This is a genomic window from Streptomyces sp. NPDC001157 (assembly GCF_053598255.1).
This window is the reverse complement of the sequence record NZ_JBSFJW010000007.1, coordinates 238,242-255,653: the sequence shown is the minus strand read 5'-3', so window position 1 is coordinate 255,653 and position 17,412 is coordinate 238,242. Positions and strand designations below refer to the sequence as shown.

The following is a 17,412-nucleotide window of genomic DNA, read 5'->3' as shown; positions in this document are numbered from 1 at the left end:
AAGCCGCCGGGCCCTTTCGCTCATGTCGCTACAGGTCGTGCAGGTGACTACAGGTACGGCCCGCCCGAGCGGCCGGCCGTGGGACCGTCCTCGCCCATGTCGTGGCCGACGCCCGGCGGCAGTGCGCGCCGCATCTGCTCCAGCTGGGCCCGCGCGGCCATCTGCTGGGCGAACAGCGTGGTCTGGATGCCGTGGAAGAGGCCCTCCAGCCAGCCCACCAACTGGGCCTGCGCGATACGCAGTTCGGCGTCACTGGGCGTGCCGTCGTCCGTGAAGGGCAGCGAGAGCCGCTCCAGTTCCTCGACCAGCTCCGGCGCCAGCCCGTCCTCCAGCTCCTTCACCGAGCTGCGGTGGATCTCCTTGAGCCGGACCCGGCTCGCCTCGTCCAGAGGAGCCACGCGCACCTCCTCCAGGAGCTGCTTGATCATGCTGCCGATCCGCATCACCTTGGCCGGCTGCTCGACCTGCTCCGTCACCGGAATCTCGCGGGAGTCGTCGTCCCCACCGCCGATTGCCATGCCGTCCTGGCCCACGACCAGGATCTGGGGGGTCTCCGGCGACCTGTCGTTCCTCGGCATCTCCATGCCGCCATTCTCTCGCACGTGTGCATCTCATCACCGTGGTGCCCCCCGTGGAGGGTGATCCACCGTTTACGGTGCGGGAGTTTCCGTCACGGCGTGTGAGTTTCCGTCCTCAGGCGCAGCAGCCGGGCCTCGCAGGGGTCCAGCCGGCGGATCTCGGCCTCCGTGGGGCAGATGAGCTGCTCCAGCACGACCAGCCGCGCCGGCTCGTCCGGGTTCCCGGGCGTGCGGCCCAGCGCCTGCGCCCGCTGCCGTACGTAGTCGTGCAGCGCCTGAGCCACATGCCGGCGGGGCGGCCCGATGCACGGGACGCGCGAACCAGGCCCGCAGCTCGGCCCGGCCCGTCTCGGTCAGCGTGTAGAGCACGCGCCCGGCCGCGTCCTCGCCGTCCTGGACGACCATCGCGTCCCGTTCCAGCCGGCCGTGCGGGCCTCGAACTCGGTGCGCAGCCGGGAGCCGTAGCGAGGGCCGTCGTCGAGGAGCGCCAGCAGCCCGTGACGAATCGACATACCCGGATTGTGCAGCGGGTTCGGTTTTTTGGCGGAACCCGGAATGCCGGAACTACGGGCGAATGTGACGCTTGGGGCGTGAATCCATGGTTGCGTGCTTTGCAGGGGGCCGGACTGGTGGTGGGGGTGGGGGCGGGCGTACTGGTGTTTCCGTGCGCGGGCGGTGCGTCGTACGGGGCTGTTGCGTCTTACGGCGGTGTGTCGACGCACGGGAGCGTTTCGACGCCCGGGGCCGCACCGGTACACGGGAGCGTCACGGCGCACGACGCTGGTCGCACGGCTGCTGAGGGAGCCCCTGCGGCTGCTTCTCGAACTGCCTCCGCGTCTGCGTCCCCCTCCGCCTCCCCGCAGCCGTCCCGCGCCGGGAGCCGGGCAGGGGAGGGGCGGGAGCGGCCCGGGCGACGGGAGACTGCGGACGAGTCCGCGTCCGCCCCCTCGGACGAGGGGGACGAGGAATCGGCCTCCCAGGAGGGGGAGGCCGATACGGGTCAGGCCGCCTCGGCGTCGCCGCCCGCGGAGGCGGGCCTGGTGCCCTCCAGGCCCGCGCAGCGTCCCGGGGCGCAAGCCGCCGGGCAGCCCACCGAACCCGTCCTGCGGATCCTGCCGCTGGGCAGCGGACTGGTCCTGATCGGGCTCGGCCTGGGACTCGCCTTCATCGGCCTGCGGATGCGGCGGGCCTAGAGAACCCGGGGCTCAGGGCACGACCAGCAGCACCTTGCCCACGTGTCCGCTCTCCTCGACGACCCGGTGGGCCGCCGCCGCGTCGTCCATCGGGAGTTCGCGGTCGACGACGGGGCGGACATGGCCGGCGTCGAGCAGGGGCCACACATGCTCGCGTACGGCCGCGACGATCGCCGCCTTCTCACCGAGCGGGCGGGCCCGCAGCGAGGTCGCGCTGACGGCGGCCCGCTTGTTCAGCAGCGCGGCGATGTTCAGCTCGCCCTTGATGCCGCCCTGCATGCCGATGATCGCGAGACGGCCGTTGACCGCGAGGGTCTGGATGTTGCGGTCCAGGTACTTGGCGCCCATGTTGTCGAGGATGACGTCGGCGCCCGCGCCGTCCGTGGCCTTCTTGACCTCGGCGACGAAGTCCTGCTCCCGGTAGTTGATCAGGATGTCGGCACCCAGTGCGGCGCACTGCCGCAGCTTCTCCTCGGTGCCCGCCGTGACGGCGACCTTGGCGCCGACGGCCTTGGCCAGTTGGATCGCCATGGTGCCGATGCCGCTGGAGCCGCCGTGCACGAGCAGGGTCTCGCCGGGGCGCAGGTGGGAGATCATGAAGACGTTCGACCAGACCGTGCAGACCACCTCGGGCAGCGCGGCGGCCTGCTTGAGGTCGATGCCCTTGGGGACGGGCAGCAGCTGTCCGGCCGGGATCGCGACCTTCTCGGCGTAGCCGCCGCCCGCGAGCAGCGCACACACCTCGTCGCCGACCGCCCAGCCGGAGACTCCGGGGCCGACCGCGGCGATACGGCCGGAGCACTCGAGGCCGGGGTAGGGGGACGACCCGGGCGGCGGGTCGTAGAAGCCCTGCCGCTGCAGGATGTCGGCGCGGTTGACGGCGCCGGCCACCACCTCGACCAGGACCTCGCCCTCACCGGCCACCGGATCCGGGACCTCGTCCCACACCAGCGCCTCGGGCCCACCAGGTTCGGGAATCGTGATCGCATGCATGAGGGGGACGCTACTCCCTCCCCCTCGCCGTTCCGGTAGGTCTCAGTCCTGTCGGAGGGGCCGGACGTCGGGTGCGACCTGTGCGCCCGGCGTCGCCCGCACGATGGTGATCAGCCGGTCCGTCAACTGCAGTGTCCCGACGGCCGGATCATCGTATCCGAGCACCCGGTGCCCGCGTACGACGCTCACGACCAGGTCCTCTGTCTCCCGCGGTGCCTTGCCCACCTCGGCCTTCACGACCGGTCGCTCGATCATGTCGAGCCCGCTGCCCTGCTGGATGAGGTCCTCCATGACCATGGCGGCCGCCGGGCTGAGCACGGACAGGCCGAGCAGACGGCCGGCGGCACTGGCGCTGGTGATGACCGCGTCGGCGCCGGACTGCTGCAGCAGCGGCGCGTTCTCCTCCTCGCGCACCGCGGCCACGATCTTCGCCGCACGGTTGAGCTGCCGGGCCGTCAGCGTGACCAGTACGGCCGTGTCGTCGCGCTGGGTGGCGATGATGATCTGCCGCGCCCGGTGCACCTCGGCCCGCTTGAGCACATCGCTGCGCGTCGCGTCCCCGACCACACCGGCGTAGCCCTCGGCCGTCGCCGCCTCGATCACCTTGGAGCTGGGGTCGACCACCACGACCTGCTCCTTCTTCAGTCCGGTCGCACACACGGTCTTGATCGCCGACCGCCCCTTCGTCCCGAAGCCGACGACGACGGTGTGGTCGCGCAAGGTGGACCTCCAGCGGTTCATTCGCCATTCCTCCCGGGTGCGCTCGGTGAGGACCTCGAGCGTGGTGCCCACCAGGATGATCAGGAAGAGCACGCGCAGCGGCGTGACGACGAAGATGTTGGTGAACCGGGCGGCGTCGCTGACCGGGGTGATGTCGCCGTATCCGGTGGTGGAGAGGGTGACGGTCGCGTAGTAGAAGGCGTCGAGCAGGTCGACCGATCGGTCGGAGTTGTCGTTGTAGCCGTCGTGGTCGGCGTAGACGATCAGGGCGGTCGCGACCAGGACCGCCAGGGCCAGTAACAGCCGTTTGGCGACCTGGCGGATCGGCCGCTCGACCACCTTCCTCGGCAGTCTCACCCGATGGGTCACGAGATGTTCGTCCGCTTGGCGGGCGATCGCGTCATGGCCCGGAAGTTTCACGTGAAACACACCCCGATTCCGGCGGACGCCCAGGGCAGGTCGAGGAGCTCCAGCTCCTGACCCGGGCGGGCGCCGCCCGGTGGGACGACGGCGAGGGCGTCGGCCGCGGCGATGCCGCGCAACATGGCCGGACCGTTGTAGTGCAGCGGCACGGCGATGTCGCCGCGCAGCACGACGGGGATGAGCCGGGTGTCGTACGGATGCCCGTGGGCCCCGTCCTGGAGCGGCAGGGCATACGACTCCGGGGCGGGACGTGCGGCGAGCGTGCGCAGCAGGGGTTCGGCGAGGGTGAGCAGGCCGGAGACGGCGGCGAGCGGGTTGCCGGGCAGGCCGACGAGGTGCTGGTTCTCCTTGGTGCGGGCCAGCAGCATGGGGTGGCCGGGCCGCACCTTCACACCGTCCACGAGGAGTTCGGCGCCGATGCGCTGCAGGGTCGGGTGGACGTGGTCGACGGGGCCGGAGGCGGTGCCGCCGGTGGTGACGATCAGGTCGGCCTCGGAGCCCGTGACGGCCTTGCGCAGGGCCTTCGCGTCGTCGCCGAGCCTTCGTACGGAGGTCACCTCGGCGCCCAGCGCGCGCAGCCAGGGCGGCAGCATAGGGCCGAGGGCGTCCCGGATCAGACCGTCGTGCGGCCGTCCCTCGGTGAGCAGTTCGTCGCCCAGGACGAGGACCTCGACGCGGGGGCGGGGGACGGCGGTGAGGGTGTCGTAGCCGGCGGCCGCGGCGAGGCCGAGTACGGCGGGGGTCACCAGGGCGCCGACGGGCAGGAGCTGGTCGCCGGTGCGGCACTCCTGGCCGCGGGGGCGGATGTCCTGGCCGTGCTGCATGTCGCGGGTGGCGTGCAGACGGCCCTTGTCGTCGGTGCGGCCGTGTTCGCTGCGGATCACGGCGGTGGTGTCCGGGGGGATGCGGGCGCCGGTGGCGATACGTACGGCCTCGCCGTCGCTGAGGGCTTCGGGCTCGGCGTGTCCGGCCAGCACGCCCTCTTCCCGTACGTCCCAGGGGCCGGGTCCCGCGACCGCCCAGCCGTCCATGGCCGAGGTGTCGAAGGAGGGCAGGTCCGTGAGGGCGGTGAGGGGGGCGGCCAGGGTGAGGCCGAGGGCGGCTTCCAGGGGGACCGAGACGAGGGGGCGGCGGGCGCCGGACCGGGCGGCGCGTGCGGCGATCGCGCGGGCTTCGGGCCAGGGGGTGGCCCTGTGGTGGGAGTCGGACTTGTGCGGCGCGGTGTGGTGAGGGTCCTGCGGGGCGGGCGCGGGCACCGAGTCGCCGGGGGTGCGGTGGTCGGGGGTGCGGTGGTCGGGTTCCTTCACCAGGGCGAGCACCTCCTCGACGTCGAGGTCCTCGACGTCCTCGCCGGGCCGTGCGGAGCGGGCGGTCATCGGGCGTCCGGGCGGGTGTCGGCGGCCGCCTCGGGGCCGGTGCCGGACTCGGCACCGGCTGTCTTGTCCGTCTCGTCGGCCTCGTCGGCCCAGCGCAGGGCGAGGGCCACGGCCTTGCGGGCGGCTTCGGCGACGGCTTCGGGGCCGCCGCCGGCCTGGGCGGCCGCGTAGCCGACGAGGAAGGTGGTCAGCGGTGCCGCGGGCCTGGCCACCCCGTGGGCGGCGTCGCGGGCGAGATCGAGCAGGACACCGGTGTCGACGTCGAGGTCGATGCCGAGCTCGTCCTTGGCTGCGGAAATCCATTCATCCAACACGTGCCCATGCTCCCTGATGCGTGCCCTGGCGGCGGCGATGTCGTCCCAGGTGTCGCAGTCGAAGGAGGCGACAGGGTCCGGGACGCGGGTGAGGTGGAGGGCGGCGGTCAGCCGGCGCAGCGGCAGCCCGGTGAGACTGCCGTGCCCGGCGGCGAGCGCGGCCAGTTCGCGGCGCAGCGCGTGCGTGCGGTAGGCGGCCACGAGCGGCTGGTCGCGGCCGTCGGCGTCGGTGAGCAGGACGCCTTCGGCGTCACTCGTGTGCAGTGCGCTCAGCAGCCGCCGCACGGTGGCCGCCCCGAGGAACGGCAGGTCGGCGGAGAGCACCACGGTCTGCTCGGCGGTGGTGTGGTGCAGCCCGGCGCCGAGCGCGGCGAGGGGTCCCCCGCCGGGCGGGTCCTCTCGGGCCCACAGCACCGGCCGGGCGGTGGGCCTGGAGTCGGCGACGACGACGGTCGTGCGGGCGTCGGCGCAGGCGGTCAGCACCCGGTCGAGCAGCGCGCGGCCGCCGACGCGCACGCCGGGCTTGTCGGCGCCGCCGAGCCGCCGGGCGGCGCCCCCGGCGAGCACGACGGCGTCGTACGCGTCGTGTGCCGGGGTGGCGCCGCGGTCGCCGGAGGGCTCGTGCGAGGTCATCCCCCGAGTATGCGTGCCGTCACGATCACAGGGAACGCATGGGCGTCACACGCAACGCGCGGGCGTCCCCACCGTCACAGGGTGCGCAGCAGGACCGCCGGCTGTTCCACGCAGTCCGCCACGTACCGCAGGAAGCCGCCTGCCGTGCCGCCGTCGCACACCCGGTGGTCGAAGGTGAGCGAGAGCTGGACGACCTGCCGCACGGCGAGCTCGCCCTCGTGCACCCATGGCTTGGGGACGATGCGGCCGACGCCGAGCATGGCGGCCTCGGGGTGGTTGATGATCGGCGTGGAGCCGTCGACACCGAAGACGCCGTAGTTGTTCAACGTGAAGGAGCCGCCGGTGAGTTCCCCCGGTGTGAGGCTGCCCGTGCGGGCCGCCTCGGTCAGCCGGGCGAACTCCGCGGTGAGCGCTTCGGCGTCGCGCGCGTGCGCGTCCCGTACGACCGGGACGACGAGGCCCCGCTCGGTCTGCGCGGCGAAGCCGAGGTGCACCTGGTCGAGCTGGACGACCTCCCTGGCCTCCATGTCGACCGTGGAGTTGAGCTCGGGGAACCGGGCGAGGGCGGCCGTGCAGATGCGGGCCAGCAGGGCGAGAAGGGAGATCTTCGGGCCGCCCGCAGCGTTCATCGCGGCACGGGCGCGCATGAGCTCGGTCGCGTCGGCGTCCACCCAGCAGGTCGCGTCCGGTATCTCGCGGCGGCTGCGGGAGAGCTTGTCGGCCACGACGCCCCGGATGCCCTTGAGGGGGATACGGACGCCGGTGCCGGGTGCCGCGGTGGGGGTCGGCGCGGGCGCCTGGGGTTCGGCGACCGGCTCGGCCGTCCGGCCCCGTGCCTCGGCTGCACGCAGCGCGTACTCCACGTCCGCGCGCAGGATCAGCCCGTCGGGGCCGGAGCCCGTCATCTCCTTGAGGTCCAGGCCGTTCTGCCGGGCGAGCCTGCGCACCAGCGGCGAGATCACGGGAACGGGTCCGTCCGCCGCCTCGCGTGCGCCGGGGCTGCCGTTCGCCTCCCGGGGCGCGGCGGGCGCCGGCTGTCCCGGCCGTACCCTCCGGCGTCGTGCTGGTGCCTCCGAAGTGCCGTAGCCCACCAGCACATTGCCCGAGCCCTCGGTTTCGCCCCCTGAAGCCGCCGGTCCGACCGCGACCGTCAACAGCGGTGCGCCGACGGGCAGTTCGGTGCCCTCCTCGCCGAAGCGGGCGGTGACCACACCGCCGTACGGGCAGGGTACGTCGACCAGCGCCTTGGCCGTCTCGACCTCGACGACCGGCTGGTCGACGGCGACGACGTCACCGACCTCCACCAGCCAGCGGACGATCTCCGCCTCGGTGAGCCCCTCCCCGAGGTCGGGGAGCCTGAACTCCAACACCTGTGCCATCAGCTCTCGGCCTCCCACTGCAGACGCCCCACGGCATCCAGGATCCGGTCCACGCCGGGCAGGTGGTAGCGCTCCAGCATCGGCGGCGGATAGGGGATGTCGAAGCCGGCCACGCGCAGCACCGGAGCCTCCAGGTGGTGGAAGCAGCGCTCCGTGACACGGGCCGCGATCTCCCCGCCCGGGCCGCCGAACCCGCCCGACTCGTGCACGACGACCGCGCGCCCGGTCCGCCGTACCGAGGCGCAGACCGTCTCGTCGTCGAACGGCACCAGGGAGCGCAGGTCGACGACTTCGAGGTCCCACCCCTCGGCCCGCGCGGCCTCGGCGGCTTCGAGGCAGACGGGCACCGACGGGCCGTACGTGATGAGCGTGGCGCTCCGGCCCGAGCGCCGCACCACCGCGCGGCCTATCGGTTCAACGTCCGTCGGGTGCTCCGGGTTCCAGGAGTCCTTGGACCAGTACAGGCGCTTGGGTTCGAGGAAGACGACCGGGTCGTCGGAGGCGATGGCGGCGCGCAGCAGGCCGTAGGCGTCGGCGACGGTGGCGGGCGTGACGACATGGAGCCCCGGAGTCGCCATGTAGTACGCCTCGGAGGAGTCGCTGTGGTGCTCGACGCCGCCGATTCCGCCGCCGTAGGGGACACGGATGGTGAGCGGGAGCGGCATGGTGCCGCGGGTGCGGTTGCGCATGCGGGAGACGTGCGAGATCAGCTGCTCGAACGCCGGGTAGGCGAACGCGTCGAACTGCATCTCCACGACCGGGCGCAGGCCGTACATGGCCATGCCGACCGCGGTGCCGAGGATGCCCGCCTCGGCCAGGGGCGTGTCCGTGCAGCGGTCCTCGCCGAACTCCTTGGCGAGGCCGTCGGTGACGCGGAAGACACCGCCGAGGGTGCCGACGTCCTCGCCCATGACGTGCACGGTGGGGTCGGCGGCCATGGCGTCGCGCAGCGCGCGTGTGAGCGCCTGCGCCATGGTGGCCGGCTTGAGGGCGACGGTGGTCATCAGTGGCCGCCTTCCTGCTCCGCGTGCAGCTCCGCCTGCAACTGGGCCCGCTGTTCGCGCAGTTGCCCGGTGGGCTCGGCGTACACCTGGGCGAACAGGTCCATCGGGTCGAGCACCGGGTCCTGGTTCATGCGCTCGCGCAGGTCGGCGGCCATGGTCTCGGCGTCGTCGCGGGCGGCCCGGATGCCGTCGTCGTCGAGCAGGCCGCGCTCGGTCAGTTCGTGCTCCAGGAGCGCGATGGGGTCGTGGGCGCGCCAGGCCTCGACCTCGGTGTCGCCGCGGTAGCGGGTCGCGTCGTCGGCGTTGGTGTGGGCGTCGATGCGGTAGGTGATCGCCTCGATCAGCGTGGGGCCGCGGCCCTCGCGCGCGTGCCGCACGGCGTCGGTGAGGACCTCGTGCACGGCGGCCGCGTCGTTGCCGTCGACCAGGCGGCCGGGCATGCCGTAGCCGACGGCCTTGTGGGCCAGCGACGGGGCCGCGGTCTGCTTGGCGAGTGGTACGGAGATCGCGAAGCCGTTGTTCTGGACCAGGAAGACCACCGGGGCCTGCCAGACGGCGGCGAAGTTCAGTGCCTCGTGGAAGTCGCCCTCGCTGGAGCCGCCGTCGCCGACCAGGGCGAGCGCGACCACGTCGTCGCCCTTGAGGCGGGCGGCGTGCGCGAGGCCCACGGCGTGCGGGAGCTGGGTGGCGAGGGGGGTGCACAGGGGCGCCACGCGGTGCTCGTGCGGGTCGTAGCCGGTGTGCCAGTCGCCACGCAGCAGGGTGAGGGCCTGGACGGGGTCGAGGCCGCGGGCGACGGCGGCGAGGGTGTCGCGGTAGCTGGGGAAGAGCCAGTCGCGGTCTTCAAGGGCGAGCGCGGCGGCGACCTGGCAGGCCTCCTGGCCGGTGCTGGAGGGGTAGACGGCGAGGCGGCCCTGCTTGGTGAGGGCGGTCGCCTGCACGTTGTACCTGCGGCCGCGCACCAGCTCGGCGTACAGGCGGCGCAGCAGGGCCGGGTCGGCCTTCGCGGCGGCCTCCGTGCCGAGGACGCGGTAGGGCTCCGCGTCGGGCAGCAGCGGCGCGGGGTCCGTGCGGGGCTGCCAGGCGGGGGGCGGCGATGGCCGATACCCGCCCCGCTGCTCCATGACCGTCATGACGGCACCTCCTCGTGGGAGCGGCTTCAGGCGCGCCACGGGTGTGATGCGCCTCACCTACCGATTGTTCGGTCGTCGGCACATTTTGGCTACAGGCACCTTCAGGCTGTGGACAAACGGTTCTCCACAACCTGAAATGAACGCAGTACGTCCATGGTAGGGAGGCGGGGGGACATGGCACCTGAACAAATGGCCGAAGGGCCGGAAGGCGGAAGTCCCCTACCGCTGCCGCGTCCCCTCGACGCGATCGATCTGGACATCCTCCAGATGCTCCAGGCGGACGGCCGCGCATCCATACGCTCGGTCGCGGAACGGGTGCACGTCTCACGCGCCAACGCCTACGCGCGGATCAACCGCCTCATCGAGGATGGCGTCATCCGTGGCTTCGGGGCCCGCGTCAACCACGAGCGCGCAGGTCAGGGCACTTCGGCGTACATCACCCTGAAGATCGTCCAGAACTCCTGGCGCACGGTGCGCGAGCAGCTCACACGGCTGCCCGGGGCGTCCCACATCGCCCTGGTGGGCGGCGACTTCGACGTACTGCTGCTGGTGCACACACCGGACAACAAGGCACTGCGCGAGCTGGTGCTCACCCGCCTCCAGGCCATGCCCGAAGTGCTCAGCACCCGCACGCTGCTGGTGTTCGAGGAGGAGGACCTGGAGCCACAGGGCTGAGCCCTGCGGCTCCAGCCCCCTGCGAAGCCGCTCAGGCCCCCTGCGCTGCCGCTCAGGCCTCCTTGCGCAGCCCTCCGAAGACCAACTGCACGACCGCGTCGGCCACTTCGCGCTCGCTCATACCCCGCCCGTCGGGCCGGTACCACTCGACGATCGAGTTGATCATCCCGAAGACGAGCCTGGTGGCGAGCCGCATCTCCACGTCACCGCGTACGTCCCCGTCGGCGGCCGCCGCCTTCAGCAGCTCGGCCACCTGGTGGTCGAAGTCGCGGCGCCGCTCCAGGGCCCACCGCTCGGTGCCCGTGTTGCCCCGCACGCGCAGCAGCAGCGTCACATACGGCAGTTCGCCGATCAGCACCTCGACCATGCGCCGCACGACGTACTCCAGGCGATCGGCGGCGCGCCCCACGCGCGCGTGCTCCTCGTCGAGGATCCCGAAGAGCCCGTCGAGCGCACGGCTGACGGCCCGGCGCAGCAGCTCCTCCTTGCCGGCCACATGGTGGTAGATCGACGACTTGGAGATACCGGCCGCCCTGGAGAGGTGCTCCATGGAGGTGCCGTCGTAGCCGCGCTCGTTGAAGACCTGGACGGCGACGGACAGCAGCGTCTCCGGGGTGTACGTGTCGCGCTTGGCGGTGGTCATGACTGGCTGCCCTCCCGCTTGTCGGAGGCGTACGCATGCCGGTACAGCGCCAGGGACGGCGCATAGCGCCCGGAGGGGTCGCGCAGGTGCAGGTCGTCGAGGAGGGCGTACGCCCAGTTGCGGCCGAGTCTGCGGCTCCACTCGAAGGGCCCGAGCGGGTAGTTGACGCCCAGGCGCATCGCGGTGTCGATGTCCTCCTCGGTGGCCACGCCCTTGGCGACGGCGTCGTGCGCGAGGTCGACGATCCGGGCGACCGTGCGGGCGACGATCATGCCGGGGACATCGCCGATGACGCTGACGTCCTTGCCGAGCGCCTGGAAGAGACCGGTGGCCTCGGCGAGGGTCCCCGGCGAGGTGTCCTGGGAGGCGGACAGGGCGATACGGGTGGCCCGGCGGTAGTCGAGGGCGAGGTCGAAGTAGACGACGTCGCGGAACTCGACGGAGGTCTGGCCGTCGGCGAGCGCCAGCTGCCCGCCGCTCGGCAGCACCAGGCGGGTGCCGTGGTCCTCTTCCTCCTCCCGCACGGCGATGCCCGCCTCGCGGATCAGCGCGAGCAGCTCGGAGGCGGGGCCCAGGTCGCCCTCGACGACGACGTACGCGGGCTGCTGCGCGGGCTCCGCGGTGTGCGGCTCGGGGCGGTCGGCGCCGTCCCCGTACTCGTACCAGCCCTGACCGCTCTTGCGGCCGAGCCGGCCCGACTCGACCAGGCGCCGCTGGGCGAGGGAGGGCGTGAAGCGCACGTCCTGGAAGAAGGAGTGCCACACGGAGTGGGTGACGGACTCGTTGACGTCCTGTCCGATGAGGTCGGTCAGTTCGAAGGCGCCCATCCTGAAGCCGCCCGACTCGCGCAGGACCGCGTCGATGGTGGCGGGGTCGGCGCCCTGGGCCTCGTACACGGCGAAGGCCTCGGCGTAGAAGGGCCGGGCGATGCGGTTGACGATGAAGCCGGGGGTGTCGGCGCAGGCGACCGGTGTCTTGCCCCAGGCGCGCGCCATCTCGTACGCGCGCGTGGCCGACGAGACGTCGGTGGCGAACCCGGAGACGACCTCGACCAGGGGGAGCAGCGGCGCCGGGTTGAAGAAGTGCAGGCCGACGAAGCGCCCGGGGTGACGCAGGGCGCCGCCGATGGCCGTGACGGACAGGGAGGAGGTGTTGGTCGCGAACAGACAGTCCTCGGCGACGATGTCCTCCAGCTCACGGAACAGGGCCTGTTTGGCGTCCAGCTGTTCCAGGACGGCCTCGACGACCAGGGAGCAGTCCGCGAGGTCGGCCAGGCTCCGGGCGGGCAGCAGCCGCTCGCGTGCCGCGTCCCGGTCGGCGGCCGTGAGCCGGCCCTTCTCGACGAGCCGGTCGAGGCGGGCGCCGATCGCCGCGGCCGCTTCCGAGGCGCGCCCGGCAGCGGCGTCGTGGAGCCGTACGCGATGGCCTGCGACCAGCGCGACCTGGGCGATGCCCTGGCCCATGGTGCCGGTGCCGACGACGGCCACGGGGCTGCTGAGGTCGAGTGCTGTCATGTGCGCGATCCTCCCGCACGGGGTTTTCCACAGATGCGGCAGGCCCCCTTGTCCCGACCGATCGTTCGGTTACTCTAACTCTGACCGGCTGTTCCTGCCCATGTTTCTGCCAGGTCATGAGCTCGACGAAGAGTTCTCAAGACGAGGAGTTGGTCCCGCATGGCCGCCGAACTGACCACCCGCGACCTGATCGCCAAGCACCGGCCCACCCTCGACCAGGCGCTGGAAGCGATCCGCACACGCGCGTACTGGTCCCCGCACCCCGAACACCCCAAGGCGTACGGCGAGAACGGCAGCCTGGACGCGGCCGCGGGCAAGGCCGCCTTCGACGCCCTCCTGGGCACCCGCCTCGACCTCGGCCAGCCCGGCACGGACGACTGGGTGGGCGCCGAGGTCTCGCCGTACGGCATCGAGCTGGGCGTGACCTACCCGCACGCGGACGTCGACGAGCTGCTGCCCGCCATGAAGGCCGGACAGCGCGCATGGCGCGACGCCGGCGCGGAGGCGCGCGCGGTGGTGTGTCTGGAGATCCTGGGTCGGATCAGCGACCGGACGCACGAGTTCGCGCACGCGGTCATGCACACCTCCGGCCAGGCCTTCATGATGGCGTTCCAGGCGGGCGGCCCGCACGCCCAGGACCGCGGCCTGGAGGCGGTGGCGTACGCGTACGTGGAACAGGTCCGCACGCCCGACACCGCGGAGTGGACCAAGCCCCAGGGCAAGCGCGACCCGCTCGCGCTCACCAAGCAGTTCACGCCGGTCCCGCGCGGGATCGCTCTGCTGATCGGCTGCAACACCTTCCCGACGTGGAACGGCTATCCAGGCCTGTTCGCGTCCCTCGCCACCGGCAACGCGGTCCTGGTGAAGCCCCACCCGCGCGCGGTGCTGCCGCTCACGCTCACCGTGCAGGTCGCGCGCCAGGTCCTCGCCGAGGCCGGCTTCGACCCGAACCTGGTGGCGCTGGCCGCCGAGCGGCCGGGCGAGGGCATCGCCAAGACGCTGGCCACCCGCCCGGAGATCCAGATCATCGACTACACGGGCTCGACGGCGTTCGGCGACTGGCTGGAGGCCAACGCCCGCCAGGCGCAGGTCTACACGGAGAAGGCCGGCGTCAACACGGTGCTGGTCGACTCCACGGCGAACTACAAGGGCATGCTCTCCAACCTGGCCTTCTCGCTGTCCCTGTACAGCGGCCAGATGTGCACGACCCCGCAGAACCTGCTGATCCCCCGCGACGGCATCCGCACCGACGAGGGCCCCAAGACCTTCGACGAGGTGGTCGCCGACCTCGCCCGCTCCGTCGACGGCCTCCTCGGCGACGACGCGCGCGCGAACGCCCTGCTCGGCGCGATCGTCAACCCGGACGTGAAGGCCCGCCTGGAGGCGGCGGCCGGACTGGGCGAAGTCGCCCTGGCCTCCAGGGAGATCAGCAACCCGGAGTTCCCGGGCGCGGTCGTGCGGACACCCGTGATCGTGAAGCTGGACGGCGCCAAGCCCGACGACGAGGCCGCCTACATGAGCGAGTGCTTCGGCCCGGTCTCCTTCGCCGTCGCGGTCGACTCGGCGGCGGACGGGGCGGAGCTGCTGCGCCGCACCATCCGTGAGAAGGGCGCGATGACGGTCGGGGCGTACACGACCGACGAGGAGGTCGAGCGGACGGTCCAGGAGGTCTGCCTGGAGGAGGCCGCCCAGCTGTCGCTGAACCTCACGGGCGGGGTGTACGTCAACCAGACGGCCGCCTTCTCCGACTTCCACGGGTCCGGGGGCAACCCGGCGGCCAACTCGGCGCTGTGCGACGGGGCGTTCGTCGCGAACCGCTTCCGGGTGGTCGAGGTGCGCCGCGAGGCCTAGGAACTGATCGCGCCCCCGGTGGCGCTCCAGTGGTACAGCGTCATGGCCACACTGGTCGCGAGGTTGTAACTGGAGACCTGGGGGCGCATCGGCAGCGACAGCAAGTGGTCGGTACGCGCGCGTAGTTCGGCGGACAGGCCGCTGCGCTCGGATCCGAACGCGAGGACGGCGTCGTCCGGGAGTTTGACGCCCCGGATGTCGTCGCCCTCGGGGTCCAGGGCGAACACCGGACCTGCCGGCAGCTCCTCGACGGCCAGCCGTTCCACCGCCGTCGCGAAGTGCAGCCCCGCGCCGCCGCGCACCACCGTGGGGTGCCATGGGTCGAGCGTGCCGGTGGTGACCACACCGGTCGCACCGAAACCGGCGGCCAGGCGTATCACGGCGCCCGCGTTGCCGAGGTTGCGTGGGTTGTCGAGGACCACGACGGGGGCGGTGCGCGGCGTGTGCGCGAGCTTCTCCAGATTGGCCGCGCGGGACGGTCGTACGGCCAGGGCGGCGACGGCGGTGGGATGCGGGCGCGGCACCAGACTCCGGTACGTCGGCTCCGGCACCTCGGTGAGAAGGCCGTCCAGCGCGTCCCGCACATCGGGGGCGAGCTCGTCGGCGAGGGCGAGCGCCACCCGCCGGTCGGCGGTGACCGCCACCGGGACCTCGGCTCCGAAACGCACGGCGTGCTTGAGGGCGTGAAAACCGTCGAGCAGCACACAGCTGCCTGCGATCCGGCGCCAGGCAGTCACGGGGTCGGGGGTGGGGTCGGTCATGGCGTGCAGCCTACGTGCGCGGGGGGCCGGGGCTCGCCCCGCGGAGGACGGGCCATGGACGCAGGTCTCACGCCGTGGAGCCCACCTGCGCGGGCTCGGAGCTCTCCGGAGCGCCCGGCCCGGACGACGTCGAACGGCCCACGCGGACAAGGACACGGCCACGCGCGCGTGCCGCCCAACCGCCCAGCCGGTGAAGCAGCGACGTCGGCAGGAAGACCGCGTCCGTCACGATCATCGCCAGCGAGAAGAAGGGCAGGCCGAGTACGACGGCGATCACGGCGTGCTCGGTCATCATGGCCGCCAGCAGGACGTTCTTGACCCGTCGGTTGAACAGCGTGAACGGGAAGGCGACCTGCACGATGACCGTCCCGTACGTCACGAGCATCACCATCGTGCCGCTGGACGACAGCAGGTCGGCGAGCCCGGGCCAGGGCGAGAAGTAGTCGAGGTGGAGGGGGTAGTAGACCGCGGTGCCGTCCTGCCAGCGCGTGCCCTGGATCTTGTACCAGCCGGCCGTCGCGTAGATCAGACAGGCCTCCGTCATGATCACGAAGAGGGCGCCGTTGTGCACGATGTTCGCGACGACGTCCAGCAGGATCCTGGGCTCCCCGCTCTTCGCACGGCGCCCGACCAGCCACCACACGGCCTGCGCGAGCCAGACACCCCACAGGATCACGGGCACGATCAGATCGGCGCCGTCGAACCGACCACCCGCCGTCACCGCGACCAGTGCGAACCCGAACACGGTCCACAGTGCCGGGCCGACCCGGTCGGAAACCTGCTCTCCACGCGCGCGTGCCCGACGCGCACGCTCTGCCCTCCGTGCGTCCAGCGACCAGACCTGGCCGCAGCGCGTGAACACGAGGTACACGGACATCAGGTGCAGGACGTTGTCGCCGCCGTCCCCCATGAAGACGCTGCGGTTCTGCAGCGAGAGCACACCGATCATGAACAGCACGGACATGGTGCGGGTGCGCCAGCCGAGCAGCAGCAGGATGCCCGAGAGGGCTGCGAGCACGTACACGAACTCGAACCAGCCCCGGCCGTCCGACCACATCAGGGCCGTGAAGGCACTGTTGGACGCGATCAGCTGCTGGGCGAGGTCCCAGCTCCACGGGCTGCCGGGGCCGTACAGCTCCTCACGGTGGGGAAACTCGCGGAGCAGGAACAGCAGCCAGGTCGCGCTGAAGCCGATGCGGATCACGGCGGACTGGTAGGGGCCGAGCGCCGATTCGGTGATGCGGGCGATGGCGGAGGAGACCGAGAGGGCGAAGCGGTTCACCGGGCGCCTCCGTCGGTGTCGGCGGCCGTGACCGGCCACCAGGGCAGCACGCGGTCCATGGGTTTGTCGGAGATCTTCTCGGTGCTCCACTTCGGCGGGGGCACGTTGGTGGTGCGGGAGCGGACCTGGACCTGCTCGATGACCCCGCCCGTCCCGGCCGCGTCGTCCCGGCCCAGGCGGAGCACCACTATGCGCCGCAGATACGCCTCGGAGAGGGAGCCGCGAAGCCCCGCCGGACGGTTGTTGCTGTCGTGCGTGGCGACGAAGAAGTCCCAGGCCCGGCGCAGCTCGTTCTGCTCGGTGTGGCTGGGCAGCAGATTGCCGTCGATGGCCTGCCCGTCCTGGGCGGACAGGTCGTACCAGCCGGTGCTCCGCACCTCGCCGTTCTTCTCCTGCACCTCGGCGCGGACCTGGACGGCGATGTTCTGCTGCAGCGGATTCGGCGCGAAGAGCTTCCAGTTCTGCTCGAACTCCGGGTAGATCCAGTCGTCGATCGCCTTGCCGTGCGCCTTGGTCAGCGTGTTCGACGGCGCGACATGCAGAAACACCATCCCGACATGCACACAGACGACGACGGCGACGACGGCGAGCGCCAGCGCGGCGCCGATCTGGTAGCGCAGGGAGAGAGCGGCCACCCCGGTGCGGGGTTCGGCGTACGGGCCGGGGGCGGGAGCGACCGGGAGGGCCGAGGCGCCGGAACCGAGTACGGCGGCGTCCAGTGAGGCGTCCTGCGGATCGTCCGCCGGGTCCGGCCCGGCCGGCTCGGACGGGGTGTCCGGCACAGGCGACCTGTCCGGCACAGGTGGAGCATCCGGCGCGGGCGCACCGCCCGGGCTGGATGGCCCGTCCGGCCCGTGCCGGACCTCCGAGTCTGTGCCGTACGCGTCCATTCCGCCCCGTCTCCCCATCCCAGTCCGTCTTCCGGCCGCCCGGCCGCGGG

Annotated in this window: 16 protein-coding genes and 1 pseudogene; 3 read left to right on the top strand and 14 right to left on the bottom strand. The window is 72.1% G+C overall.

Features of this window, described 5'->3' with window-relative positions; genetic code table 11:
- Window positions 1–47: 47 nt before the first annotated feature.
- Both ACWDAG_RS15990 and ACWDAG_RS15985 read right to left on the bottom strand, forming a co-directional pair.
- A complete protein-coding gene (locus tag ACWDAG_RS15990) occupies window positions 48–584 on the bottom strand; it encodes a bacterial proteasome activator family protein (protein ID WP_450696179.1) in 537 nt (178 codons plus the stop codon).
- Between the two features lie 110 nt (window positions 585–694).
- Window positions 695–1,090, bottom strand: a pseudogene (locus ACWDAG_RS15985) (PadR family transcriptional regulator); the annotation flags it as partial.
- Between the two features lie 528 nt (window positions 1,091–1,618).
- Here ACWDAG_RS15985 and ACWDAG_RS15980 point away from each other — a divergent pair.
- Window positions 1,619–1,771 carry a hypothetical protein gene (locus tag ACWDAG_RS15980; protein WP_450696178.1) on the top strand — a complete coding sequence of 51 codons (153 nt, stop codon included), beginning with the start codon at window positions 1,619–1,621 and terminating at the stop codon, window positions 1,769–1,771.
- A 12-nt stretch (window positions 1,772–1,783) separates the two neighbouring features.
- Here the strand turns inward: ACWDAG_RS15980 and ACWDAG_RS15975 are convergent, their stop codons facing one another.
- The 7 genes from ACWDAG_RS15975 to pdhA form a co-directional block, all read right to left on the bottom strand.
- Window positions 1,784–2,764 carry an NAD(P)H-quinone oxidoreductase gene (locus tag ACWDAG_RS15975; RefSeq protein WP_450696177.1) on the bottom strand — a complete coding sequence of 327 codons (981 nt, stop codon included), beginning with the start codon at window positions 2,762–2,764 and terminating at the stop codon, window positions 1,784–1,786.
- 42 nt (window positions 2,765–2,806) lie between these two features.
- On the bottom strand, window positions 2,807–3,904 hold the full coding sequence (locus ACWDAG_RS15970; RefSeq protein ID WP_450696176.1) for a potassium channel family protein: 1,098 nt from the start codon (window positions 3,902–3,904) through the stop codon (window positions 2,807–2,809).
- Window positions 3,901–5,283, bottom strand: a complete 1,383-nt coding sequence (locus tag ACWDAG_RS15965) for a molybdopterin molybdotransferase MoeA (RefSeq protein WP_450696175.1) — start codon at window positions 5,281–5,283, stop codon at window positions 3,901–3,903. Before ACWDAG_RS15965 ends, ACWDAG_RS15970 begins: the two co-directional genes overlap by 4 nt.
- Entirely contained in the window at window positions 5,280–6,230 is a 951-nt protein-coding gene (locus ACWDAG_RS15960) for an NTP transferase domain-containing protein (protein ID WP_450696174.1), read from the bottom strand. The genes ACWDAG_RS15965 and ACWDAG_RS15960 overlap by 4 nt, the downstream gene beginning before the upstream one ends.
- A gap of 74 nt (window positions 6,231–6,304) precedes the next feature.
- Window positions 6,305–7,609 carry a dihydrolipoamide acetyltransferase family protein gene (locus ACWDAG_RS15955; RefSeq protein ID WP_450696173.1) on the bottom strand — a complete coding sequence of 435 codons (1,305 nt, stop codon included), beginning with the start codon at window positions 7,607–7,609 and terminating at the stop codon, window positions 6,305–6,307.
- The gene (locus tag ACWDAG_RS15950) at window positions 7,609–8,613 is read right to left on the bottom strand and encodes an alpha-ketoacid dehydrogenase subunit beta (RefSeq protein WP_450696172.1); all 1,005 of its coding nucleotides are present in this window, start codon (window positions 8,611–8,613) and stop codon (window positions 7,609–7,611) included. The genes ACWDAG_RS15955 and ACWDAG_RS15950 overlap by 1 nt, the downstream gene beginning before the upstream one ends.
- Window positions 8,613–9,746, bottom strand: coding sequence for a pyruvate dehydrogenase (acetyl-transferring) E1 component subunit alpha (gene pdhA / locus ACWDAG_RS15945; protein ID WP_450696171.1), 1,134 nt, complete (start codon window positions 9,744–9,746; stop codon window positions 8,613–8,615). The genes ACWDAG_RS15950 and pdhA overlap by 1 nt, the downstream gene beginning before the upstream one ends.
- Window positions 9,747–9,935: 189 nt before the next feature.
- Here pdhA and ACWDAG_RS15940 point away from each other — a divergent pair, with 189 nt between their 5' ends.
- Window positions 9,936–10,421, top strand: a complete 486-nt coding sequence (locus ACWDAG_RS15940; protein ID WP_099930135.1) for an Lrp/AsnC family transcriptional regulator — start codon at window positions 9,936–9,938, stop codon at window positions 10,419–10,421.
- A 52-nt stretch (window positions 10,422–10,473) separates the two neighbouring features.
- Here the strand turns inward: ACWDAG_RS15940 and ACWDAG_RS15935 are convergent, their stop codons facing one another.
- Window positions 10,474–11,064, bottom strand: coding sequence for a TetR/AcrR family transcriptional regulator (locus ACWDAG_RS15935; protein WP_450696170.1), 591 nt, complete (start codon window positions 11,062–11,064; stop codon window positions 10,474–10,476).
- Window positions 11,061–12,578: a 3-hydroxyacyl-CoA dehydrogenase gene (locus ACWDAG_RS15930; RefSeq protein WP_450696169.1), complete on the bottom strand. Its 1,518-nt coding sequence runs from the start codon at window positions 12,576–12,578 to the stop codon at window positions 11,061–11,063. Before ACWDAG_RS15930 ends, ACWDAG_RS15935 begins: the two co-directional genes overlap by 4 nt.
- 159 nt (window positions 12,579–12,737) lie before the next feature.
- On the opposite strand from ACWDAG_RS15930, the gene paaN reads away from it, so the two are divergent.
- The gene (gene paaN, locus ACWDAG_RS15925) at window positions 12,738–14,429 is read left to right on the top strand and encodes a phenylacetic acid degradation protein PaaN (protein ID WP_450696168.1); all 1,692 of its coding nucleotides are present in this window, start codon (window positions 12,738–12,740) and stop codon (window positions 14,427–14,429) included.
- On the opposite strand, the gene ACWDAG_RS15920 is transcribed toward paaN, so the two are convergent.
- From ACWDAG_RS15920 to ACWDAG_RS15910, 3 genes are all read right to left on the bottom strand, one after another.
- Window positions 14,426–15,190, bottom strand: coding sequence for a TrmH family RNA methyltransferase (locus tag ACWDAG_RS15920; RefSeq protein WP_450696167.1), 765 nt, complete (start codon window positions 15,188–15,190; stop codon window positions 14,426–14,428). The two genes, paaN and ACWDAG_RS15920, sit on opposite strands and share 4 nt — an antisense overlap.
- 67 nt (window positions 15,191–15,257) lie before the next feature.
- The gene (locus ACWDAG_RS15915) at window positions 15,258–16,472 is read right to left on the bottom strand and encodes an HTTM domain-containing protein (RefSeq protein ID WP_450696166.1); all 1,215 of its coding nucleotides are present in this window, start codon (window positions 16,470–16,472) and stop codon (window positions 15,258–15,260) included.
- On the bottom strand, window positions 16,469–17,362 hold the full coding sequence (locus ACWDAG_RS15910; RefSeq protein WP_450696165.1) for a DUF5819 family protein: 894 nt from the start codon (window positions 17,360–17,362) through the stop codon (window positions 16,469–16,471). The genes ACWDAG_RS15915 and ACWDAG_RS15910 overlap by 4 nt, the downstream gene beginning before the upstream one ends.
- Between the last annotated feature and the right edge of the window lie 50 nt (window positions 17,363–17,412).

Bases quoted from the DNA above. Each gene is read 5' to 3' on its own strand.
- ACWDAG_RS15920 (WP_450696167.1), bottom strand. From the start codon at position 15,190: ATGACCGACCCCACCCCCGACCCCGTGACTGCCTGGCGCCGGATCGCA.
- pdhA (WP_450696171.1), bottom strand. From the start codon at position 9,746: ATGACGGTCATGGAGCAGCGGGGCGGGTATCGGCCATCGCCGCCCCCC.
- ACWDAG_RS15940 (WP_099930135.1), top strand. From the start codon at position 9,936: ATGGCCGAAGGGCCGGAAGGCGGAAGTCCCCTACCGCTGCCGCGTCCC.
- ACWDAG_RS15950 (WP_450696172.1), bottom strand. From the start codon at position 8,613: ATGACCACCGTCGCCCTCAAGCCGGCCACCATGGCGCAGGCGCTCACA.
- ACWDAG_RS15960 (WP_450696174.1), bottom strand. From the start codon at position 6,230: ATGACCTCGCACGAGCCCTCCGGCGACCGCGGCGCCACCCCGGCACAC.
- ACWDAG_RS15975 (WP_450696177.1), bottom strand. From the start codon at position 2,764: ATGCATGCGATCACGATTCCCGAACCTGGTGGGCCCGAGGCGCTGGTG.
- ACWDAG_RS15965 (WP_450696175.1), bottom strand. From the start codon at position 5,283: ATGACCGCCCGCTCCGCACGGCCCGGCGAGGACGTCGAGGACCTCGAC.
- ACWDAG_RS15990 (WP_450696179.1), bottom strand. From the start codon at position 584: ATGGAGATGCCGAGGAACGACAGGTCGCCGGAGACCCCCCAGATCCTG.
- ACWDAG_RS15910 (WP_450696165.1), bottom strand. From the start codon at position 17,362: ATGGACGCGTACGGCACAGACTCGGAGGTCCGGCACGGGCCGGACGGG.
- ACWDAG_RS15930 (WP_450696169.1), bottom strand. From the start codon at position 12,578: ATGACAGCACTCGACCTCAGCAGCCCCGTGGCCGTCGTCGGCACCGGC.
- ACWDAG_RS15935 (WP_450696170.1), bottom strand. From the start codon at position 11,064: ATGACCACCGCCAAGCGCGACACGTACACCCCGGAGACGCTGCTGTCC.
- paaN (WP_450696168.1), top strand. From the start codon at position 12,738: ATGGCCGCCGAACTGACCACCCGCGACCTGATCGCCAAGCACCGGCCC.
- ACWDAG_RS15955 (WP_450696173.1), bottom strand. From the start codon at position 7,609: ATGGCACAGGTGTTGGAGTTCAGGCTCCCCGACCTCGGGGAGGGGCTC.